This is a genomic window from Rathayibacter sp. AY1H3 (genome assembly GCF_002932015.1).
In genome coordinates this window covers 1-17,975 of the sequence record NZ_PSUU01000019.1, presented here as the reverse complement: position 1 = coordinate 17,975, position 17,975 = coordinate 1, and the positions used below count along the sequence as shown (strand labels likewise).

The following is a 17,975-nucleotide window of genomic DNA, read 5'->3' as shown; positions in this document are numbered from 1 at the left end:
GGACGCCTTCCCGATCGACCGCTGGCGGCGCTGAGGACGGGCCGTCAGCGCCGCACTCGGCGCGGTGCCGCCAGCACCGCGTCGAGCAGCTGTGCGAGGTCGGCGGCGCGACGGTGCCAGCCGTACTGCTCCGCGTAGACCGAGCCCTCCCGGTTGGGTCCCGACGCCGCAGCCTCCAGCGCGGACCGCAGCCCGTTCTCTGCGCCCGCAGGGTCGTCGTAGAGCCAGACGCCGGGGGCGGAGCGGGCTCGCAGTGCAGGGGAGGCGGACGAGACGATCCTGAGGCCGGCGGCGAGGTACTCGAAGTACTTCATCGGGCTGCGACCCGCGTTGCCCGGGTCGTCCGAGAGCGGGAGCAGCCCGACGCGGGCGCTCTTCAGCAGCGCGGGCGCCCGGGAGTAGGGCACGGCGCCGAGCAGCTCCACGTTCGCGGGCAGCGTCTCCACGTTCTTCGGGAGCGGACCGGCGAGTCGGAAGGGGACGTCAGGGAACGCCGAGGCGAGCATCCGGACTCCTCCCCAGTCGAAGCGGCGGTCGAGCGCCCCGAGGTAGACGACTCCCGCACGCTCGGCACCGAGACCGTGGAACCGCTCGTACTCGACTCCGTTCTCGAGGACCAGCGTGCGCTCTGGCGCGGCCACTCCCTCGGAGACCACGCGCAGCACCGGCTCCGACGTGGCGACGAGAGCGTCCGCCCGCTCGAGGAGCTCGATCTCCGCCGCCCGCATCCCCGGTTCGAAATGAGCGTCCGTGGGCCGGTAGACGACACGCTTCGGCTGCAGGAGCTCGAGGAGCGGCACGCCCATCAGGGGCTGGTCGACGATGAGGACATCAGGACGCATCGCCCCACTGGGCGCCCGCCAGGGCCGCAGCGGCACCCGCAGAGACGGCGTCCGCATCCGCGCCGGGAGCGATCCCAGTGGGGCGACGGTGAGCGGTTCGGCGTGCACGACGCCCGCCGCGTCCGTGCGTGGACCTCGCAGCGCAAGACCGAAGCGGGCCCGCACGGTGGCGTCCCGCAGGCGCCCCGCGTGCAGGAGCGAGGACGGCGTCGAGACGTGCGTCACCGTGTTCCCGAGGCGCGAGAGCTCGCGAGCCAGGTGGTGGCTCCCCACTCGGAAGACCCCGACCTCGGCGGTGTGGCTCGCGAAGACGATCTTCACGGGCGCCCGACCGGTCCGGAGGCGTCGACGAGGAGGTCGACGAGTCGTCCTCGCTGCATCCGCAGCGCCGACACGGAGTCTCCGACGCGCCTCCAGTAGTCGGACGGGTCCTCCCGCAGCTCAGCGATCTGGTCGCGGATGAGCGAGAGATCGGCGTCGAAGGCGTTGTGCACGAACCGGTCGATCCCGAGGTCGTCGTAGGCACCCCAGCCCTTCCGCTCGTAGCTCAGATGGACACTCGGAACGCCGCTGCGGATGGTCTGGATGCTGCCGTGCAGCCGGACCGAGACCACGACCGCCGGCCGATCCGCGACGCCGCTGCCGACCGCGTCGCGGAGCAGGCGGAATGGCCCTTCGTGGCCGAGCCGCTCGTAGAACTGCGGATCGTTGTTGCCGCGAGCGGTGGCTTGAGCGAGCAGCTCCGACTCCGGATCGCGCGCGAGGGCGTCGATCTGCGACTCGTAGGCGGCACGTCGCGACCGGCTCGAGGACAGCGCGCGGGCGACGATCCCGACGGGCCCGGGAGCTCCGGCCCGCACGACGGTCCTCGGATCGAACTCGTCGGGGAGGCCCAGAAGGGCCATGTCGGGAGCGCGGTGCACGTTCGCGAGGCCGGACAGCTCCTCGACGGAGCGGTCGTCCCGGGCGAAGACCCCGACGGCGCGGGCCAGTCGCGCCGCGATCACACGGCGGGTCCCGAGATTGAGCGGCCCGATGCTCTGCGGAAGGTAGACGAACGGAACGCGGTCGCTGCGCCGGGGCATCTGGACGAAGTTGGTGCACATCATCTTGACGACTTCGACGGGATTCTTGGTGCGGAGGTAGCCGCCCCCCACGCCGACGACGAGGTCGGACCCGGCGATCGCCCGGGCGTAGCCGGCGCTCCGGCGGCCGGAGAGCAGCGCGACCCCACCGCGTCGCAGCGTCTCGAGGCTGCCGATGCTGCCGGCACGGCCGGTGAGGGGGTGCAGGACACTCTCGTAGAGCTCCTCGTCGAAGCTCGCGGGATCGAGGGCGACGAGCGTGATCTCCGCCGTCGGCAGGGCCGAGAGGACCAGCTCCCGCGCCTCCTCGACGAGCAGGCCGTCGCCGGAGTTGGTGGTGCTGTAGGCGTGGACGATCGTGACCCTCACCGCGCGGCCTCCTCGAAGACGCGAGCATGCGCTGCGATGGAGTCCGACCAGTGGAATCGTCGAGCGTTGATCAGACCCCGGCTCCGCAGGTCGTTGCGGAGGGACGGATCGGCGACGATCTCGCGCATGTGATCGGCGATCGCCGTCGCGCCGATGTCGGTGAGCGTCAGCGCCGCGCCGCCCGCCACCTCGTCGAGCGACCCGCGATCGCTGCAGATGACGGGAACGCCGCACGCCATGGCCTCGACGACCGGGAAGCCGAAGCCCTCGTAGGTGGAGGGGAAGCAGAAGGCGAGCGCTCCCCGGAGCAGCGGGACGAGCGCCTCATCCGGTACGCGGCCGAGGTAGCGCACGCCGCGGGTTCCGCGGACCGCCTCGAGGATCGCGTCGCTCTCCCACGCCGGAGCGCCGGACACCAGGAGCGGCACCCCCGTCTCGTCGAAGACCTTCGAGGCGGCTCGGCACAGCTCGATGATGTTCTTGCGGGGGTCGAGGTTGCCCGCGTAGAGGAAGTACGGGCCGTCGATCCCCAGCTCGTCGAGCGCGACGGAGTCCTGGTCGGTGGAGCGGGTGTTGAACGTGTCGTGGTCGATCCCGTGCGGGATGGTGACGATCTTCCCGGCGGCGTCGGGTGCGACAGTCGCGATGTCCCGGGCGGAGGAATCGGAGACCGTGATGATCGTGGTCGAGAGTGCTGCGAGACGCGCGACGCGCAGGCGCCACAACCGGTCGGAGCTCCGGCTGCGCACATCGTCCACGTGGAGTGTCGCCAGCCCGTGGATCGTGCCGACGATCGGGAGGCGGCTCGGAACCAGCGGCCCCGTGTCCGCGGGGAAGTGGAGGACGTCGATCCCGGAGGGGCGGAGCCTCGGCAGCACGAGTCCCTCATAGGCGCCGTAGACGGCGCTGCGGGCTCGGCCCCCCTCGATCGGAGGTCGGGACAGCACGTGCTGCACGCCGTGTCCGGCGAGCCCGCTGTAGACGGTGCGGGCGTAGCGGGTGTTGCCGCCGACCTGTCTGTCGAGGACACGGGCGGAGACGAGCACTGTCGTCATGGCTTCCTCCTCCGAGGGGCGGTCGGCAGCAGGCCGAGGTAGAGCCGCTCGAGCATCTGCGACTGGTGCTGCACGGTGTTCAGGGCGAGGGCGTGCTCGGCGGCGGCGACGAGACGGGAACGGGCCGCCGGGTCCTCCAGATCGCCCCAGTACGACGCCACATCGTGGGGGGAGTGCGCGACCAGGGGCAGGCCGAGGCGATCGAAGGCGGGGATGTCCCGCACGACGAGGGCCAGCCCCATGCCGTGCGCCTCCAGAACGGCCATCGGCATCCCCTCCCACTGCGCGCTGTGCAGGTACACGTCGGCATCGCCCAGTCGGCGGAGCGCCTCGTCGCGGCTGAGCCAGCCGGTGACGTGGACGCCGGCCTGGTCGAGGGCGGTGCGGTGACGCCCCTCGCCTCCGCCGATCCACGTCGCGTCGACGGAATGGCCGGCGGCGCGCACGGCCTCCACGGCCTCGGCGAAGAATCGGGGATCCTTGTGCGTCGAGAGCCGACCGGCGCCGACGAGGCGGAGAGGCCTCGGCCCGCCGGGGCGAGTGGCGGGCGGGAGCGAGGCGGGCACCGAGTTGGGGACGTGCACGACCTCCGCCCGGCTGAACGGCCACCGGCTCAGACGGGCCTCGCGAGCTGAGCAGGCGGCGAACACGGTGGTGTTGAAGGCGAGGACGCCCTCGAAGACCCGGAACGCCGCCCGGGCGGGCAGCGGGAGGTCTCGGCGCTCGAAGCCGTAGCAGTGCGGCGTGTAGACGATCGGACGTCGCCGGCCCGCCCGGACCGCGAGGCGCGCGTACGCTCCGCCGAAGCTGGAGTGCGCGTGCACGACAGCGCCCGGCATTCCGGCCAGAACCGTTCGCAGAGCGCGGACTCGGGCGACGTGCCCTGTCGGCAGCGCCGTCACGCCTGCGAACGACGCGAAGGCGCTCTCCGGTACCGGAGAGTCCTCCCGCGGTGAATACACGAGCCTGTGCTGGAAGGCGGGCGTGGCCGCTACGTAGTCGCTGATCGCCGACGCGGTACCTGCGCCGAAGCTCTCCGTCACGTGCACGATCGTGCGCTCGCCTTCGCGCCAGTCCTCAGCGAGTGTGGATCCGCTTGTCAACCGTTCGCGCCCTTCCGGCTTGGCCGAGCCGTGGAAGGCTCCGGTCCCTGTCGATGACCATCGGACAGGATCCCTCACCGACCACGCGGTCCGTCGGCATGACTCCGTGAGCGATCCTATGTGCTCCCGGCCGACGGTATGAGGTCGAAAGGGGACCACCTCCGGGGGACCGGGACCGTGGTTAGTCTGTAGTCCTACAGAGCTGAACGGAGCTGCTGCAGGAGACGATCGATGATCGATCACGTCGGAGATGAGGCGCGCGATGGCTCGAGGGGGCGCTGCGACCGCGACGACGCGAGAGGGCGCGGCGCGTCTGGATGTCGTCCAGCGGCTTCTGTTCCTCGCCATCGTCTTCATGCCGTTCCAGCAGGCGCTCACCATTCAGGTCGGCTCTCCGCTGAAGATCACCGAGATCGCCGTCATCCTGGCCATCGGCTTCTCCGTGATCACCGTCCAGAAGGACCGGTACACGCCGGTGGGACGGGAGATCGTGCTGGGGCTCGGTGCGCTGGTCGTTCTGGCGACGATCTGGGCATTCCTGTTCAAGCAACCCGAGGTTCCAGCCGCCTACGGCTATGACCTGGGCTTCACCAACGACATGATCCTCTACTGCGGATACGCTCTGCTGGCCCTCGCGGTCTGGTGGTACGTCGGCCACCGACTGGGATTCCAGGACATGGAGCGGGCTCTCTCGATCGCCGTCCGCCTCGCTTTCGTCTTCTGCGCGATCCAGCTGGCCCTCCACCTCGCCGGGGTCCCGCTGCCCGCTCTCCTCAACTCGACGATTCAGATGGGGGCGACCTTCGGCGTCAGCCTGCCGAGGAACGGCCCGTTCCTCGAGGGGAACTACCTCGGTTTCTTCGCCGGGATCGCGCTGTTCGCCTGCCTGCGCCGTCGCGACCGCATCGGAATCGCCGCCGCCGTCGCCTGCCTCGTCTACTCGCAGTCGACGTCGGCACTGATCGCGACCGTCTCTGCGGCGGTCCTCACGGCGACGCTCCGCCCCCAGCGGGGAGTGGGAGTGCAGATCTTCAGCGTCGGCGCGCTGGGCGCGGTGATCGTCCTGCTCGTTCCCGCCCTGCAGCGCTTCGTCCTCGCGCAGCTCTCGAAGCTCGGACTGGGCACAGGCGCCGTCGACGTCGGCACCCGCTCGCTGAACGTCCGATCCCAGTCGTCGAGCACGGGCTTCACCATGGCCGCGGACAATCCGCTGTTCGGAGTCGGACCCGGCCGGTTCGGCGTGTGGAGGACCGACTACTCCCAGGCGGTGGCGGGGCTCACCTCGAACGGCGCCTCTCGCGGTCTCGCGAACAACGTCTACGCCCAGCTCGCTGCCGAGACCGGAGTGATCGCCCTGGCCCTCTTCGCCGTCCTCCTCGTGATGCTGATCGTGCGGGGATATCGGCGCAACGGGACGGCACTGGGTCTGGGGGTCTTCCTCGCCGTCGCTCTGGCCTCCGCCCCCGCGTGGACCGCCTTGACCGTGTGGATCGCGCTGGCGTACGCCGCATCGCTCGCCTCCGAGCCGCTGCCGGCGACGACCTCGATCGCCCGGTCCGGCCTCGACTCGGAGCGACGGGCAGCGGCGGTGTCGCGATCCATGGCGGTGCGTCCGGCGCCGTCCACCGGTCGGCACCGGCAGTTGTCGGATCGACGGTGAGCTCCGCACCCGCGACGACCGAGCTCTCCCTCGATGATGCGGTACACCTCGCACACGCCCTCACCGCGCACCTCTCCTCCACGCACGGGCTCCGCGCCCTGTTCATCAAGGGGCCCACCGCCCATGCACAGGGCATCCGCACGAGACGCGTGTCCAGCGATGTCGACGTGCTCGTCCACCCGGCGGACGTCCAGCGCCTCGTCGACCTGCTGGCCGAGCGCGGATGGATCCCCCGGCCCGACCGCCCGGCCCCGCGCGCGTACCCGGTGCACTCCGTGACCCTGTTCCATCCGCAGTGGACCTGCGACATCGACGTGCACGACCGCTACCCCGGATTCTTCGCAGAGCCGGAGGAAGTCCTCGACGTGCTGTGGACGTCGCACCGGACCGTGACGATCGCGCACAGGAGGGTCGCTGTGCCCTCCCCGGTCGCGGGCGCGGTCGTCGTCGCGCTCCACGCGCTGAAGGATCCCCTCCTTGCCCGGAGCACGTCCGAGCTCGAGTCGGTCATCGGGTTCCTCAGGGGCGCGAGCGAATCGGACCGGGAGGCGCTGCTCCTGCTCGTCGAGAGCACCCGCAGCGCCTACCCCCTCCGCCCGGTGCTCCACGCCCTCGGGCTGGACGTGCCGGACGACCTGGCCGTGCACGAGCGCCGGTTGTGGGATCTGCGGGTGGCCGGAACGGGGCGGTCCAGCTATCACTGGGCGCTCGCCTTCGTCGAGGCCACAGGGAAGCGGCGCATCGTGCTGATCGTGTCCGCGCTGACGACCGTGATCGGTCTCACACGCCGGGCGCGCCGGAGGGCTGCGGAGACGGGGATGGTCCGCTTCGATCGGCCGTCGTTGTCAGATCTGCGGGCGTTCCTCGGGCTCGTGCGCTCGCTCGCCGCCGATCGTCGACGCCGTCGCCGAGAGAATGCGACCCACTCGTGACCACCGTCGATCCGGGAGCTCTGGATCACGCCGTGTGGGCGCGATCCGATCAGCTGGCCTTCGTCGAGGACGACGCGCAGGCGGTGCTGCTGAACCTGTTGTCGCCGTTTCCCGTGCCCCTCGTGCTGAAGGGCACGGCGCACGCGATCTGGAGAAGGCTCGAGCATCCGTCCACGACCGTCGAGATCCTCGCGGGGCTCGCCGACGAGTTCGGCGTCCCCCGAGAGGTCCTCGAGGAGGACGTGCTCAGTTTCCTCCTGGAGCTGAGCACAGCAGACGTGGTCCACCGGCTGCCCTCGCGCTGAAGGTGAGACATCGTGCAGCAGTGTGCGCCGTGCGGGGGGTGTGAACGGCGGTCGTGACGGCGGCCTTTCCTCCGTACTGTTCGGGAATGGGAGCATCATCGCGGGATCGAGGACGACGGGCGCTTCTGAGCCTGACGGCGGCAGCGGGCGCGGGCGCCGTGACGGCGGTGGCGACGGCCCCCCCGGCGACAGCGGCCAACGCCTTCCCGGACGCACGGCTGGACGGCTTCCGGGACTCGACCGAGTTCCCGGGAGCGACTGCTGAGCAGCGGCTCCGGGCCGCTCTCGACGCGGCTCACGCCCTCGCGACCGAGTCCTTCCTGGTCGTCTCCGAGCCCGTCGTGCTGACAGCACCCTTGACGATCGACCTCTCGCGTGTGTCGATGGAGTTCGCCGGAGGCGATGTCGATGCGACGGCGGTGTCGGGATCGGCGCTCGTCCTCACCGCCTCCGAGGCCTCCGATGATGCGCCGCACACGCGCGTGAGCCTGCGCGGACTGCGCCTCACGGGTCCCGGCCGAGCTGCTCCTGGATCCGTCGGCCTCGAGCTGTCCTCGGCGACAGACGTCCGAGGCGCAGGACTGTACGGAGTGGAGATCATCGGATTCGAGACGGGTGTCCGGTTCGGTCCCGGCGCCGAGCATCTGCGCCTCTTCCACGTGGCCGTGGAGGAGTGCGGCACGGGCGTCCTGGTCGCCGGCACTGCCCCTGGGTCGAATCTCGCGATGGTCGGCGGTTCTGTGCGCTCGTGCACGACGGGACTGTCCTCCGCGTCGACCAGTGGCGAGCTGCACACGACGTCGCTGGCCATCAGCGGATGCGATCGCGCGGTCGAGGCTTCAGGGGGTGCCGTCACGCTGCACGCTGCGACCGTCCGCCTGACCCCGGCGAGCACGGTCAGCGCGTTCTCCACCGCTGCGACGACGACGGCCAGGATCAGCATCAACGGCGGCACGGTCTCCGCCGCCGCCCCGCTGGCGGCGGCCACAGTCTTCGAGACGGCTCACAGGAGCTGGGGAGGCGGGATCGTCGTGACGAGCACCTCCTTCCGCAACGTCGCTCCGGCATCGGGCTACCTCGTCGGAGGGACCGGACTCGTCCGGTTGGCGGACGTCTCGATCCTGGACGAGCCCTCCGTCGTGCCGACCTCGGTTCTCGTCCACCGCGCCGCGAACCGGCTCGTCGATGGAGCCTTCGATGTGGGCACGGTCGCGGACGCGTACCTGGACACTCCGGACGCCACCTCTCGGAGTGCGAGCCCGTCGGCCACGCTCGCCGTCGCGTCAGGGCGGCTCCTGGTCCGGAAAACAGGCACCGGACAGACGAGTCTCTCGTTCGATGTGCTCAGCAGACCCGGGCGGGTCTACGCCGCCGACCTCGTCATCGGACAGGCCGCTGCGAACGGGTCGATGATCGTCTCGGAGTCCTTCGTCACCGTCTCCGGTCGTGACGCCCGCGGCATCCCTGTCACCGTCCGCTCGGAGCCCGTCTCCTCGACGACGCAGTCGATGGCGGCGATGGCCGCGGCACTCCCGTTCCGGGTAAGACCCGCGACCGGCGTGGATCGCCAGGCGCCGTCCTGGGCGTCGCATTTCCGCGTGACCGTCGGCCTGAACGACCCCGCCGCGGGAACGGTCGGCATCGACGACGCGGTCGTCACCGAGATGTGAGGACCGGCCGCTCGCGCGGTGGCCCGATGCGTCAGTGGGCGCCGCCTCCGGGGGCGACGACGGCCTGCACGGTTCTCGCGAGCAGCGCGAGGTCCCCGGTGAACGACCAGTTCTCCACGTAGTAGAGATCCAGTCGGATGGCGTCCTCCCAGGAGAGCGTCGACCGCCCGCTGACCTGCCAGAGCCCGGTCATGCCCGGCTTGACGTTGAGGCGCCGGCGCGCGGCCTCGTCGTAGAGCTCGACTTCTCCCGCCACCTGCGGCCGCGGCCCGACGAGCGACATGTCGCCTCTCAGCACGTTGAAGAGCTGAGGGACCTCGTCGATCGAGTACTTGCGCATGAAGCGTCCGATCGGTGTGATGCGAGGGTCGTCAGTGATCTTGAACAGTGGTGTTCCGGACGTTCCCTGAGCGGCGAGCAGCTCGGCGAGCTGATCATGAGCGTTCACCACCATCGAGCGGAACTTGATCATGCCGAAGGGCTTGCCGTTGATGCCGATCCGCGTCTGGCGATAGAACAGGGGCCCCGAGCTCGTCAGCTTGACGGCCAGTGCGACCGAGGCGATGAGAGGCATCAGCACGGCGATGAGGCTCAGCGATCCGACGATGTCGAGGGCACGCTTGCGGGCCTGCTTGCTGCCCTCGAATCGAGGTGTCTCGATGTGCACGAGAGGAAGGCCCGCCACCGGGCGCATGTGGATCCTCGGTCCGCTGATGTCGGTGAGGCTCGGCGCCATGACCAGGTGCTGGCGCCTCGGCTCGAGACTCCAGCTCAACTGTCGGATCTGCTCGGGTGGCAGGTGGTCGCTGCTCGTGATGATGACGGTATCGGCGCCGGTCCGGTTCAGGATGCCCGGCACCGCATCCACCGTGATGTTCTCGAAGACAGGCACCCCCCACCCGCTCACCCGATCGCTGGCCAGATCCTCGGGGATGCACACGCCGACAACGAGATACCCGGCCCCGGTGGCGCGGACGAGCTCGCGGTAGATGTGCTCGACGCTCCGTGGCGAGCCGACGAGGACGACGGAGGAGGAGTACCGGCCCGCGCTCCGCTGCTGCCGCAGCCACACCCTCCAGGCTCCGCGTCCGAGCCAGAGCAGGACGAGGCCGAGCGGGAGCGCGGTGATGATGTACCCGCGGGCGAAGCCGATCTGGCCGAGGTAGGCGACGCACGTGATCACGGCGAACAGCAGGAGCGTCGCATCGAGGATGCGCTTATACTCCGTCACCTCTCCGCCGAGGACACGGTCTTCGCGTGTGGCGTAGAACTTCAACAGGGCGGCCCACAGCACCACGATCATCGAGGAGACGATCCAGTAGTTCGCGAGCAGGCCCGCGATCTCCGGCTGATGGCCGGCCACGAACAATTCTCGGCTCTCCACTCCGAACCAGAAGAACTGACTGCTGAAGACCGAGAACACGATGACGAGGACATCGGTGATGACGAGTTTTCTGGCCACTGCTCGGGACCAGGAGCTCCGGCCCTTCTCGGAGGAAGAGCTCTTCGTGGAAGTGGGTGTTTGCAGTTTCACCGTGTGAGCCCTGTCTGCGACTGACCGCTGTTCTCTCGCATAAGCGACCTGCCCTCAGCGTAGTGGTCGGGCGTCGTGCTCCTCCGTCCTGAGCGAAGCTCCGCGCAAAGGCCCCTCCTAGGGGATGCTCTCGGCTATTCCGACTATTCCCCGACGATGAGGACGCGCTCGGACCTCCGTTGTGCGCCGTCGACGACCGCTCGGACGTCGGCGGCGGAGACGTCCCGAGCACGGGGAGTCGAGGTGGTTCGGCGGGTCGGATCCGTCGGGCGGCTCAGGTCTCTCGGCTCGCGCGGTCGGCGCTCGTGCGTCCGGTGCTGATGCGGTGTCGCGGCGTCCCGCCGCTGTCGATGGGGCGTGACGCGCAACGGCAGGAGAAGACTCGGGAGAGGCGCCGCGAGAGCTCGCGAGGGGAGACCGGCGGACGATCGTCGGGCACCGACGGCGGGCACGTCGTCGCCGGCAGGGACGAGCAGGACGCTTCCGCTGCCGGAAACGACGACGGCACACTCGTGCTCATCGAGACGGACAGGTGCTGCGCCGGAGTGCTCCTGGGCGTGGAGCCGAGATCGGCGCATGCGTCTGCGGTCATCGGCTCCGGCCACGGCCGCGGCCAGGCGCCCGTGGTCGGGCGCTCCGGGGGCGAGTGCCTCGCCGGCGGACGATCCTGCCTCGACGGGGAGCTGCTCGGAGCCGATGACGAGCCGTGTCACGGCTTCCCGGGGCGCTTCCGCTCTCCGTTCAGGACGTCGCGGATCGCTCGGGTCGTGTCGGGTTCGGGCCGGTGAGCGCGACCGGGGATCGAGGCCCTGTCCCCGTCCGCCCGAGCCGGTCGTCCTGTGAGCGAGGCATCCGCTCGCACGAGCGGGTCCGGTGACGTCCTCCCTCGGTGATCGAGGGGAGGACGTCACCGGACCCGCGAGTCCTGCTCGGGGGGCGCGCCGTCGTCAGGGCGCCCCCTGGTGATCAGCTCAGCCGCAGAGTGCCGCGCCTGCCACGTAGAACGCGCGGATGCCGATGTTCGGCGTCGAGGCCGACGCCACGCTGGTGACGTTCGTGATCGTGACGACGGGGCTGCCGGTGCTGTTGCTGTCCCACGTCCCGGGGTTGCTCAACGGGGTGCGGTAGTACTGGTTGTTGTCACCGATCACGTTGATCCAGTTGCCGCCGATCTCGACTCCGAGGTCCTTCGCCGTGCGTCCGGCCGGAAGTGCGGTGAGCTGGGTGCCGTCCTGGTCGAACACAGCGGCCGTCGTCGCGAAGATGCGACGCGTCGCGCCGAAGACCTGGGTGTCGGCGGCGACCTGACGCAGACCGGTGACTGTGGCGAGGACCTGCGTCCACGGCGACCAAGACGCTCCGGCCTCGATGGTCTTCGTCGCCTCCCATGCCGTCCCGTCGGTCGCGACGAGCGACACCCGCCACAGGCTGTCGTCGCTGAACGACACGGCGATGTCGAGGACAGTGCGGCCTCCGGGCGCGGCCGCGAGCGCGACGCCGTCCCAGTCGTACACCGTGCTGCCGCTGGCCGAGAACAGGCGGGCTCCGCGGTCGCCGCCGGCGATGATCAGACCGTCATCCGCCGCGATGCTGGTCATGCCGATGCGGATGGGGGTCGTCGTGTCCCACTCGTAGAAGCCGCCGGAGGGGGCGGTGTGCGAGTAGACGTCGCCGTCCTGGGAGACGACGTAGCTCAGGTAGGTCGCAGACACAGCCGTGTCACCGACGCCGGTCCACGCGACGGCGAAATCGACCACAGTGGTGACCGCTTCCGGCATCTCGGACTCGACATTGTTGCGACGTCCGCGGAAGGTCGAGGTGCGGGTGCCGCTGGTGCCGTTCACGATCGCTGCGGTGGTCGCATCGGCCACGGGAACGGTCGGCTGGGCCGGATTCACCACGCCTGCTGTCGTGGCCGTGATGGCGCCCGTCTGGCTGACTCCGGCGGTGGCGAAACGCAGACCGTTGAAGCCCTCCAGGACGAGGCTTCCGCCGGCACCCGTGAACAGCGTGCGAGGTGCGGCCGTGCCGTCGTACCAGCGCAGCGCGGTCGGCGGAGTCACCGTCACCGCGATGCCTGCGGCGGCCGGAACTCCGGAATCGCTCACCTGGAGGTAGGCGTTGAACGGGTTGCAGCTGCTCGTCGTGTAGGAAGTAGTGGCATCGCCACCCTCCTGGTCGACGAAAGCGACCGTGCGCACGGTCACCGGGGCCGATGCGGCGGCGAGCGGCGCACCGATCGCCGCGACGACGACGGGAGTGGTCCATGCGGCCGCCTGCAGGACGGTCCGGCGGCCGGGAACCGCATTGCGAGCCGGAACGGGCGAATCAGAAGGGGACGTGTTCGACATAATATGCCTCTCTGGTTGGACGAATGGCCTGCGGATCTTCAACGAACGACCTGAGCCGTAGACGGCAGACGTTCCCTCGGAAGATCCACTGCTCATGTCGCAGCGTCCCGAGAGTTTTTCCGCGACGATTGATTTCGCGAGAGGGCTGTCCTTCCCGCGGCAGGCCTGAGACTACTGCACACCAAGTAATTCCACGCAACGGGGTTCGACGATCTCGAGACAGATGAGAGAGGCTCCGAAACGGCGGCGGAACGACTATCCGCCTCACTCCGAGGTCGCCCTGTTCTGCCGCAAGAGAGATGATTGATCGACAGGTGAGGCGCAGAGCCGTCTCCCGCTTGTGTTCCTTCTCTCTCCTGGCGGATCGATCGGGCCGTGAGTCCGGCCGGATGAGGCGCTCCGGTGTCGGCTGCCCGGATGCGTCTCCCCGCTCGCTTTCCCGCCCGAGGAACCCCTACAAGGCCGATCGGAGGACGGCCTCTGCGGCCTTCGTGATTCCGTCACCAGGCGCGCACGGGCAGGACCGCCTCCCGAGGGCGTCCTCCTCGTTCAGGTGCAGCGTCTCCGTCGGCTGCACGGCCTCGTCGTGATCCGACTGATCGGCCTCACCTCGGCCGGGCGCGGGCTCGTTCGCGGATCCCCGGCGGCGAGAGGAGGATCGCCGGCGCATCCGCAGTCGCTCATCGACCCATCAGGACGTCCGCTCCGTTCCGGCTCCTCCGACGCTGCCGTCGCGTCGTCCGACCTCGGCGCCGGAGCGGCGGCGACGGGCGCCGCTCCGATGGGACTCGGGTCGGGTCCGGTGAGCGGGCGCGTTCCGCCTCCGGCGCAGTCGGGTGCGGGAGGATGATCGGATGGACGACACGGCGGTACGGCGGCTCCTCGAGGGGCTCGCGGGGGCGGAGGCGAGCTTCCCGTTCGGCCCGGGCACGCGGGTGTGGAAGGTCGCCGGGAAGGTCTTCGCCCTCGAGTCGGAGCGCTTCGAGCGCCCCGTCGTGAGCGTCAAGGCGCTGCCCGAGAACGTGGTGCACCTCGTCGCGGGGGTCGAGGGCATCGAGCCCGGGTACCACCTGAACAAGAAGCACTGGGTGACCGTCGATGCGGGCGGGGCGGTGGAGTCCGGGCTGGTGCTGGAGCTGATCGAGGAGTCCCACGCGATCGTCGTCGCCGGACTGCCCAAGCGGCTCCGGCTCGCCCTCGGCGGCACCGCCGCCGGCTCGCTGAACGAGGACCGCTGAACGCCGCCCGCCCGGCGCCGCCCTGCCGCAGCGCCCCCGCCGCGGCAGAGGCTCGCGGGGCCCGGCCTACAGGCCGTAGGAGCGGAGGTACGCGGCGGTGTCGTGCCAGCCCTCGACGGCGAAGCACTCGACGCCCATCGCCTTGACGGGGTAGTCGTTGCCGTCCGGGTCGAGGCGGTCGCCGACGAAGATCATGTCGTCGAGAGGGATGCCCGTCAGCTCGGTGAGCTTGTTCATCCCGTACGCCTTGTCGATGCCCTTGCGGGTGATGTCGACCGACGTCGAGCCGCCGGAGCGGACCTCGAGGTCGGGGAGCACGGCCTGCACGGCCTCGCGGAGGGTGTTCTTCTTCTCGCCGTCCGGGTCCCAGGCCTGCTTGACCTCGACGGGCGCGGACTGGCCGAGGGCCGAGAAGGTGATCTGCGAGTCGCGGTCCTCGAGGATCGGGCCCCAGGTCTCGGACTCCCAGTAGCCGAGCTCCTTCGCCTTCTCCTCGACGGCGGCGAGCGCGCGCGACTTCTCGTCCTCGGTGAGGTTCTCGGCGTAGATCTGCGCCCAGTCGCCGTTCTCGTACCGGTAGTACTGCGTGCCGCAGGTGGGCATGAGGTGCAGCTTCGCGAGCACCTCGGGGTCGGCGCCCTCGAGGCGGTCGAGCACCTGCATCCGGAACTGGCCGATCTGGCCGCCCGAGATGATGCACACCTCGGTGGCCTGGAGCAGCTTCACGAAGAGGTCGGCCATCGCCGGGTCGACGGGGGACTTCGAGGCGGCGAGGGTGTCGTCGAGGTCGAAGGCCATCAGGCGGGGCAGGGTGCTCATGGAACTCGTTTCACGGTCTGCGGACGGGGCGGTAACGAGGATACGGGGCGCCGCCGGAACGCGCGCGCGGTCGGCGCGAGCGGGCTCCGAGCGCAGACTGGGGGCATGACCGCCGCCACAGCGCCCGACGGAGGACGCCGCTCCCTCCCGCGCACTCTCGCCCGCATCCTCCTGGGCCTGGTGCTCGTCACGGCCGGCACGGCGCACCTGACGGTCGCGCGTCAGGCCTTCCAGGCGCAGGTCCCGCCGTGGCTGCCGGCCGACCCGGACCTGGTGGTCGTCGCGTCGGGCGTCGTCGAGATCGCGCTCGGGCTCGCGCTCGTCGTGCTCGTGCGGTGGCGCGTGATCGTGGGAGTCGTGGTGGCCGCGTTCTTCGTCGCGGTCTTCCCGGGGAACATCTCGCAGCTGGTGACGCGGACGCCGGCGTTCGGCCTCGAGACGGACGCGGCGCGCGCGGTGCGGCTCGTCTTCCAGCCCCTGCTGGTGGTCTGGGCGCTCTGGTCGACCGGGGCGTTCTCGGCCTGGCGGGCCCGCCGGTCGCGACGCCGCGGGGACTGAGCCGCCGGTCCGCGGCCCGATCGTCCCGCGATCCTCCGGAACGACGAACGGCGGTCGGCGGGAGACCCCGCCGACCGCCGCCCGTGCCCTGCTCGGCTAGGCCGCGAGGCGGCGTCGCGCGACGACCAGCGCGAGACCCGACAGCAGCAGCACGAGGGCTCCGCCGATCAGGCCGGCCGCGTCGGCGCCGGTGTTCGCGAGCGAGCCCGGGCCGGAGCCTCCCGCGACGGGGGCCGCCGTGGTGGTGGGGTGCGGCGACGGAGCGGTGGTGGGCTGCTCCGTCGGGGTGCCGGGCTCGGTCGGCGCCGGGGTGACCGGGACCTCGGCGGCGGGCTCCGTCGTCAGCGACCAGTTGGGGTCGTAGAAGTCGGCCTGGTCGATCACGCCGCGGGCGGTCGACCAGTCGATGAGGAGCTGGCGGATCTCGAGACGCTCGTCGTAGACGAGCGGTGCCTGCGCGACGGCCGGGTAGGCGCCTCCGCCGCTCTGGCGGTAGTTGTTGACCGCCATCACGAAGCGCTCGTCGTCGGCGACCGGGGTGCCGTCGGCGTGGGCGAGACCGCGGATCCGCGAGCCGGCGGGCTGGGAGACGTCGATCACGTAGTCCAGGCCCGAGATCGCGTCGTAGTTGTAGTCCGGGATGCCGTCGGGGCGGTCCTCGGTCGTCGCGTTGGTGCCGGTCTCGGGGTCGAACACGGCGCCCTCGGCGGTCTGCACGAAGTAGCGGGCCGAGAACTCGAGGTAGTCGCGCACCTCGGCTCCGGTCAGCTCCACTCCGCGGAGGGTGTTCTCGTAGATGTACAGGCCCGCGATGTCGCGGATGCTGACCTGCCCCTTCGGGAAGACGGCGGTGCGCGAGAACGGCGACGCCTGCGAGATCACCGGCAGGTCGGCCCACTCGGTGCCCTCGAGAGCCGTCTCGACGGTCTCGGCCTGGACGGTGTTGATGAAGTCGATGATCGGGGTGTCCTCGTAGCGCGAGGTCGCGGCCGAGAGCTCCTCGACCGAGTCGGCGACGGGGGTGTTCACGTACTCGATCGTGGCGGCGTGCTGCTCGGCGAGGGCGTCGACCAGTGCGGGCGACTCCTCGGCGATGTCCTTCGCGTAGACGGGCTGCGTGACGGGCGCGTTCCCGGCCGACCAGTCGACCTCGAGGCCGCCCGCGGCGTCCGGCACCAGGTTCAGGGTGACCTCGGTGAGGCCCTGCGCCCAGAACTCGGGCTGGGTGACCAGCACCTGCTCGCCGGCGACGTTGGTGAACAGCGTCTGCGGCAGGTCCTTGTGGCTGTGGCCGGCGACGACCACGTCGATGCCGGGGACCTGCGTCGCGATGTTGTTGACGACGTCCTCGTTGAGGTCGGCGGCGTCGTACTCGGCGTCCGGGACCGTGCCCTGGCCGGTGTGCGCGAGGACGACGACCACGTCCGCCTGCTCCTGCACGATCGGGACCCACTGCTTCGCGGCGGCGACCATGTCCTGGAACTCGAGGACGCCGTCGACGTACTGCTTGTCCCAGACGCGGACGCCGGGGGTGACGAGGCCGAGGACGCCGACGGTGACCGTCTTCCCGTCGATCTCGCGCTCAATCAGCGTGTAGGGGTCGTGGTACGGCTTGCCGGTGGCGACGTCGACGACGTTCGCGCCCAGCAGCGGGGCGTTCAGGTCGCCCTCGTACGCGCTGAGCATGTCGAGCCCGTAGTTGTACTCGTGGTTGCCGACGACCTGCGCGTCGTAGCCGATGGTGTTGAACGCGGTGGCCATCGGGTGCGTCGTCTCGCCGGAGAGGACGCCCGCGGCGCCGTCGCCGAGGCCGTAGTAGTAGGTGAGTGGCGTGCCCTGGATCGCGTCGCCGTTGTCCATGACGAGCACGGACTCCTCGCCCTTCTCGGCGCGGAGGCGGTCGACCTCGGTCGCGACGCGGGTGAGGCCGAGCGCACCGTCGGCCGGGTACGGCGCGTTCGCGAAGTAGTCCCAGTCGTAGACGTGCCCGTGCGTGTCGGTCGTCGACACCAGGGTGAGCTCGACGCCGTCGTCGAGAGGGGCGGCCGAGGCGATCGGAGCGGCGGTGGCGGCTCCGAGTGCGACGACGGCGAGGAGGCTTGCGGCGCGGAGTCTGCGCATCGTGGTCCTGTTCGCGTGATGAGTGGAGTGTGAACGTCCTCGAATCTATGCGCCGCGTGTGAACTGCGCATGACGGGATCGAGAGCATTGCTCGGCGATGCGTCCGCGGGGCGGCCCGGTGCCGGGGGAGTCCGCGGGCCGGCTCGGAGCCGGGGAGTCCGCCGGTGCGGCCTCGCGCCGCGGGCGTGCACTGCACCGGCCTCGTGGGCTGGAGCCGTCCTCCGGCCCCTCCGCTAGAATCGAGCGGCTGGTCGCGCGGAGGCGGCACGACTGCCGCGCCGCACACACCCATCCGTCCCCCTACCCGCGAGAAGTACACGTCATGCCAGCAAT

Annotated in this window: 14 protein-coding genes; 6 read left to right on the top strand and 8 right to left on the bottom strand. The window is 70.4% G+C overall.

All coding sequences use genetic code 11. The annotated features are described in order from the left end of the window. Window positions 1-44: 44 nt before the first annotated feature. The 4 genes from C5C33_RS09055 to C5C33_RS09040 are packed head-to-tail and all read right to left on the bottom strand — an operon-like array spanning window position 45 to window position 4,802. Entirely contained in the window at window positions 45-1,163 is a 1,119-nt protein-coding gene (locus tag C5C33_RS09055) for a glycosyltransferase (RefSeq protein WP_104260947.1), read from the bottom strand. Continuing rightward, complete coding sequence (locus tag C5C33_RS09050; protein WP_181136224.1) at window positions 1,160-2,296, bottom strand: polysaccharide pyruvyl transferase family protein; 1,137 nt, start codon at window positions 2,294-2,296, stop codon at window positions 1,160-1,162. Before C5C33_RS09050 ends, C5C33_RS09055 begins: the two co-directional genes overlap by 4 nt. Beyond that, complete coding sequence (locus C5C33_RS09045) at window positions 2,293-3,351, bottom strand: glycosyltransferase family 1 protein (RefSeq protein ID WP_104260946.1); 1,059 nt, start codon at window positions 3,349-3,351, stop codon at window positions 2,293-2,295. The genes C5C33_RS09050 and C5C33_RS09045 overlap by 4 nt, the downstream gene beginning before the upstream one ends. Beyond that, a complete protein-coding gene (locus C5C33_RS09040) occupies window positions 3,348-4,802 on the bottom strand; it encodes a glycosyltransferase family 4 protein (RefSeq protein WP_258063294.1) in 1,455 nt (484 codons plus the stop codon). The genes C5C33_RS09045 and C5C33_RS09040 overlap by 4 nt, the downstream gene beginning before the upstream one ends. Between C5C33_RS09040 and C5C33_RS09035 the strand changes: the two genes are divergently transcribed. The 4 genes from C5C33_RS09035 (at window position 4,717) to C5C33_RS09020 (ending at window position 9,021) form a co-directional block, all read left to right on the top strand. Next, window positions 4,717-6,114, top strand: coding sequence for an O-antigen ligase (locus tag C5C33_RS09035; protein ID WP_181065640.1), 1,398 nt, complete (start codon window positions 4,717-4,719; stop codon window positions 6,112-6,114). The genes C5C33_RS09040 and C5C33_RS09035 overlap by 86 nt on opposite strands. After that, the gene (locus C5C33_RS18230) at window positions 6,111-7,046 is read left to right on the top strand and encodes a nucleotidyltransferase family protein (RefSeq protein ID WP_181027180.1); all 936 of its coding nucleotides are present in this window, start codon (window positions 6,111-6,113) and stop codon (window positions 7,044-7,046) included. Before C5C33_RS09035 ends, C5C33_RS18230 begins: the two co-directional genes overlap by 4 nt. Continuing rightward, window positions 7,043-7,351, top strand: a complete 309-nt coding sequence (locus tag C5C33_RS18485) for a PqqD family protein (protein WP_181027179.1) — start codon at window positions 7,043-7,045, stop codon at window positions 7,349-7,351. Before C5C33_RS18230 ends, C5C33_RS18485 begins: the two co-directional genes overlap by 4 nt. A gap of 167 nt (window positions 7,352-7,518) precedes the next feature. Next, complete coding sequence (locus C5C33_RS09020; RefSeq protein WP_146085767.1) at window positions 7,519-9,021, top strand: hypothetical protein; 1,503 nt, start codon at window positions 7,519-7,521, stop codon at window positions 9,019-9,021. A 31-nt stretch (window positions 9,022-9,052) separates the two neighbouring features. Here C5C33_RS09020 and C5C33_RS09015 read toward each other — a convergent pair whose 3' ends face one another. Both C5C33_RS09015 and C5C33_RS09005 read right to left on the bottom strand, forming a co-directional pair. Next, window positions 9,053-10,483 (bottom strand): sugar transferase, encoded by a 1,431-nt coding sequence (locus C5C33_RS09015; RefSeq protein ID WP_258063295.1) that lies wholly within the window; start codon window positions 10,481-10,483, stop codon window positions 9,053-9,055. A gap of 1,043 nt (window positions 10,484-11,526) precedes the next feature. Continuing rightward, a complete protein-coding gene (locus C5C33_RS09005; protein WP_146085766.1) occupies window positions 11,527-12,906 on the bottom strand; it encodes a hypothetical protein in 1,380 nt (459 codons plus the stop codon). 854 nt (window positions 12,907-13,760) lie between these two features. On the opposite strand from C5C33_RS09005, the gene C5C33_RS09000 reads away from it, so the two are divergent. Next, window positions 13,761-14,144: an MmcQ/YjbR family DNA-binding protein gene (locus C5C33_RS09000; protein WP_104222787.1), complete on the top strand. Its 384-nt coding sequence runs from the start codon at window positions 13,761-13,763 to the stop codon at window positions 14,142-14,144. Between the two features lie 66 nt (window positions 14,145-14,210). On the opposite strand, the gene C5C33_RS08995 is transcribed toward C5C33_RS09000, so the two are convergent. Next, complete coding sequence (locus C5C33_RS08995; RefSeq protein WP_104222786.1) at window positions 14,211-14,963, bottom strand: HAD-IIB family hydrolase; 753 nt, start codon at window positions 14,961-14,963, stop codon at window positions 14,211-14,213. A 105-nt stretch (window positions 14,964-15,068) separates the two neighbouring features. Between C5C33_RS08995 and C5C33_RS08990 the strand changes: the two genes are divergently transcribed. Then, on the top strand, window positions 15,069-15,521 hold the full coding sequence (locus C5C33_RS08990; RefSeq protein ID WP_104260943.1) for a DoxX family membrane protein: 453 nt from the start codon (window positions 15,069-15,071) through the stop codon (window positions 15,519-15,521). Between the two features lie 96 nt (window positions 15,522-15,617). Here C5C33_RS08990 and C5C33_RS08985 read toward each other — a convergent pair whose 3' ends face one another. Continuing rightward, window positions 15,618-17,642 (bottom strand): bifunctional UDP-sugar hydrolase/5'-nucleotidase, encoded by a 2,025-nt coding sequence (locus C5C33_RS08985; protein WP_104256000.1) that lies wholly within the window; start codon window positions 17,640-17,642, stop codon window positions 15,618-15,620. Window positions 17,643-17,975 lie beyond the last annotated feature (333 nt).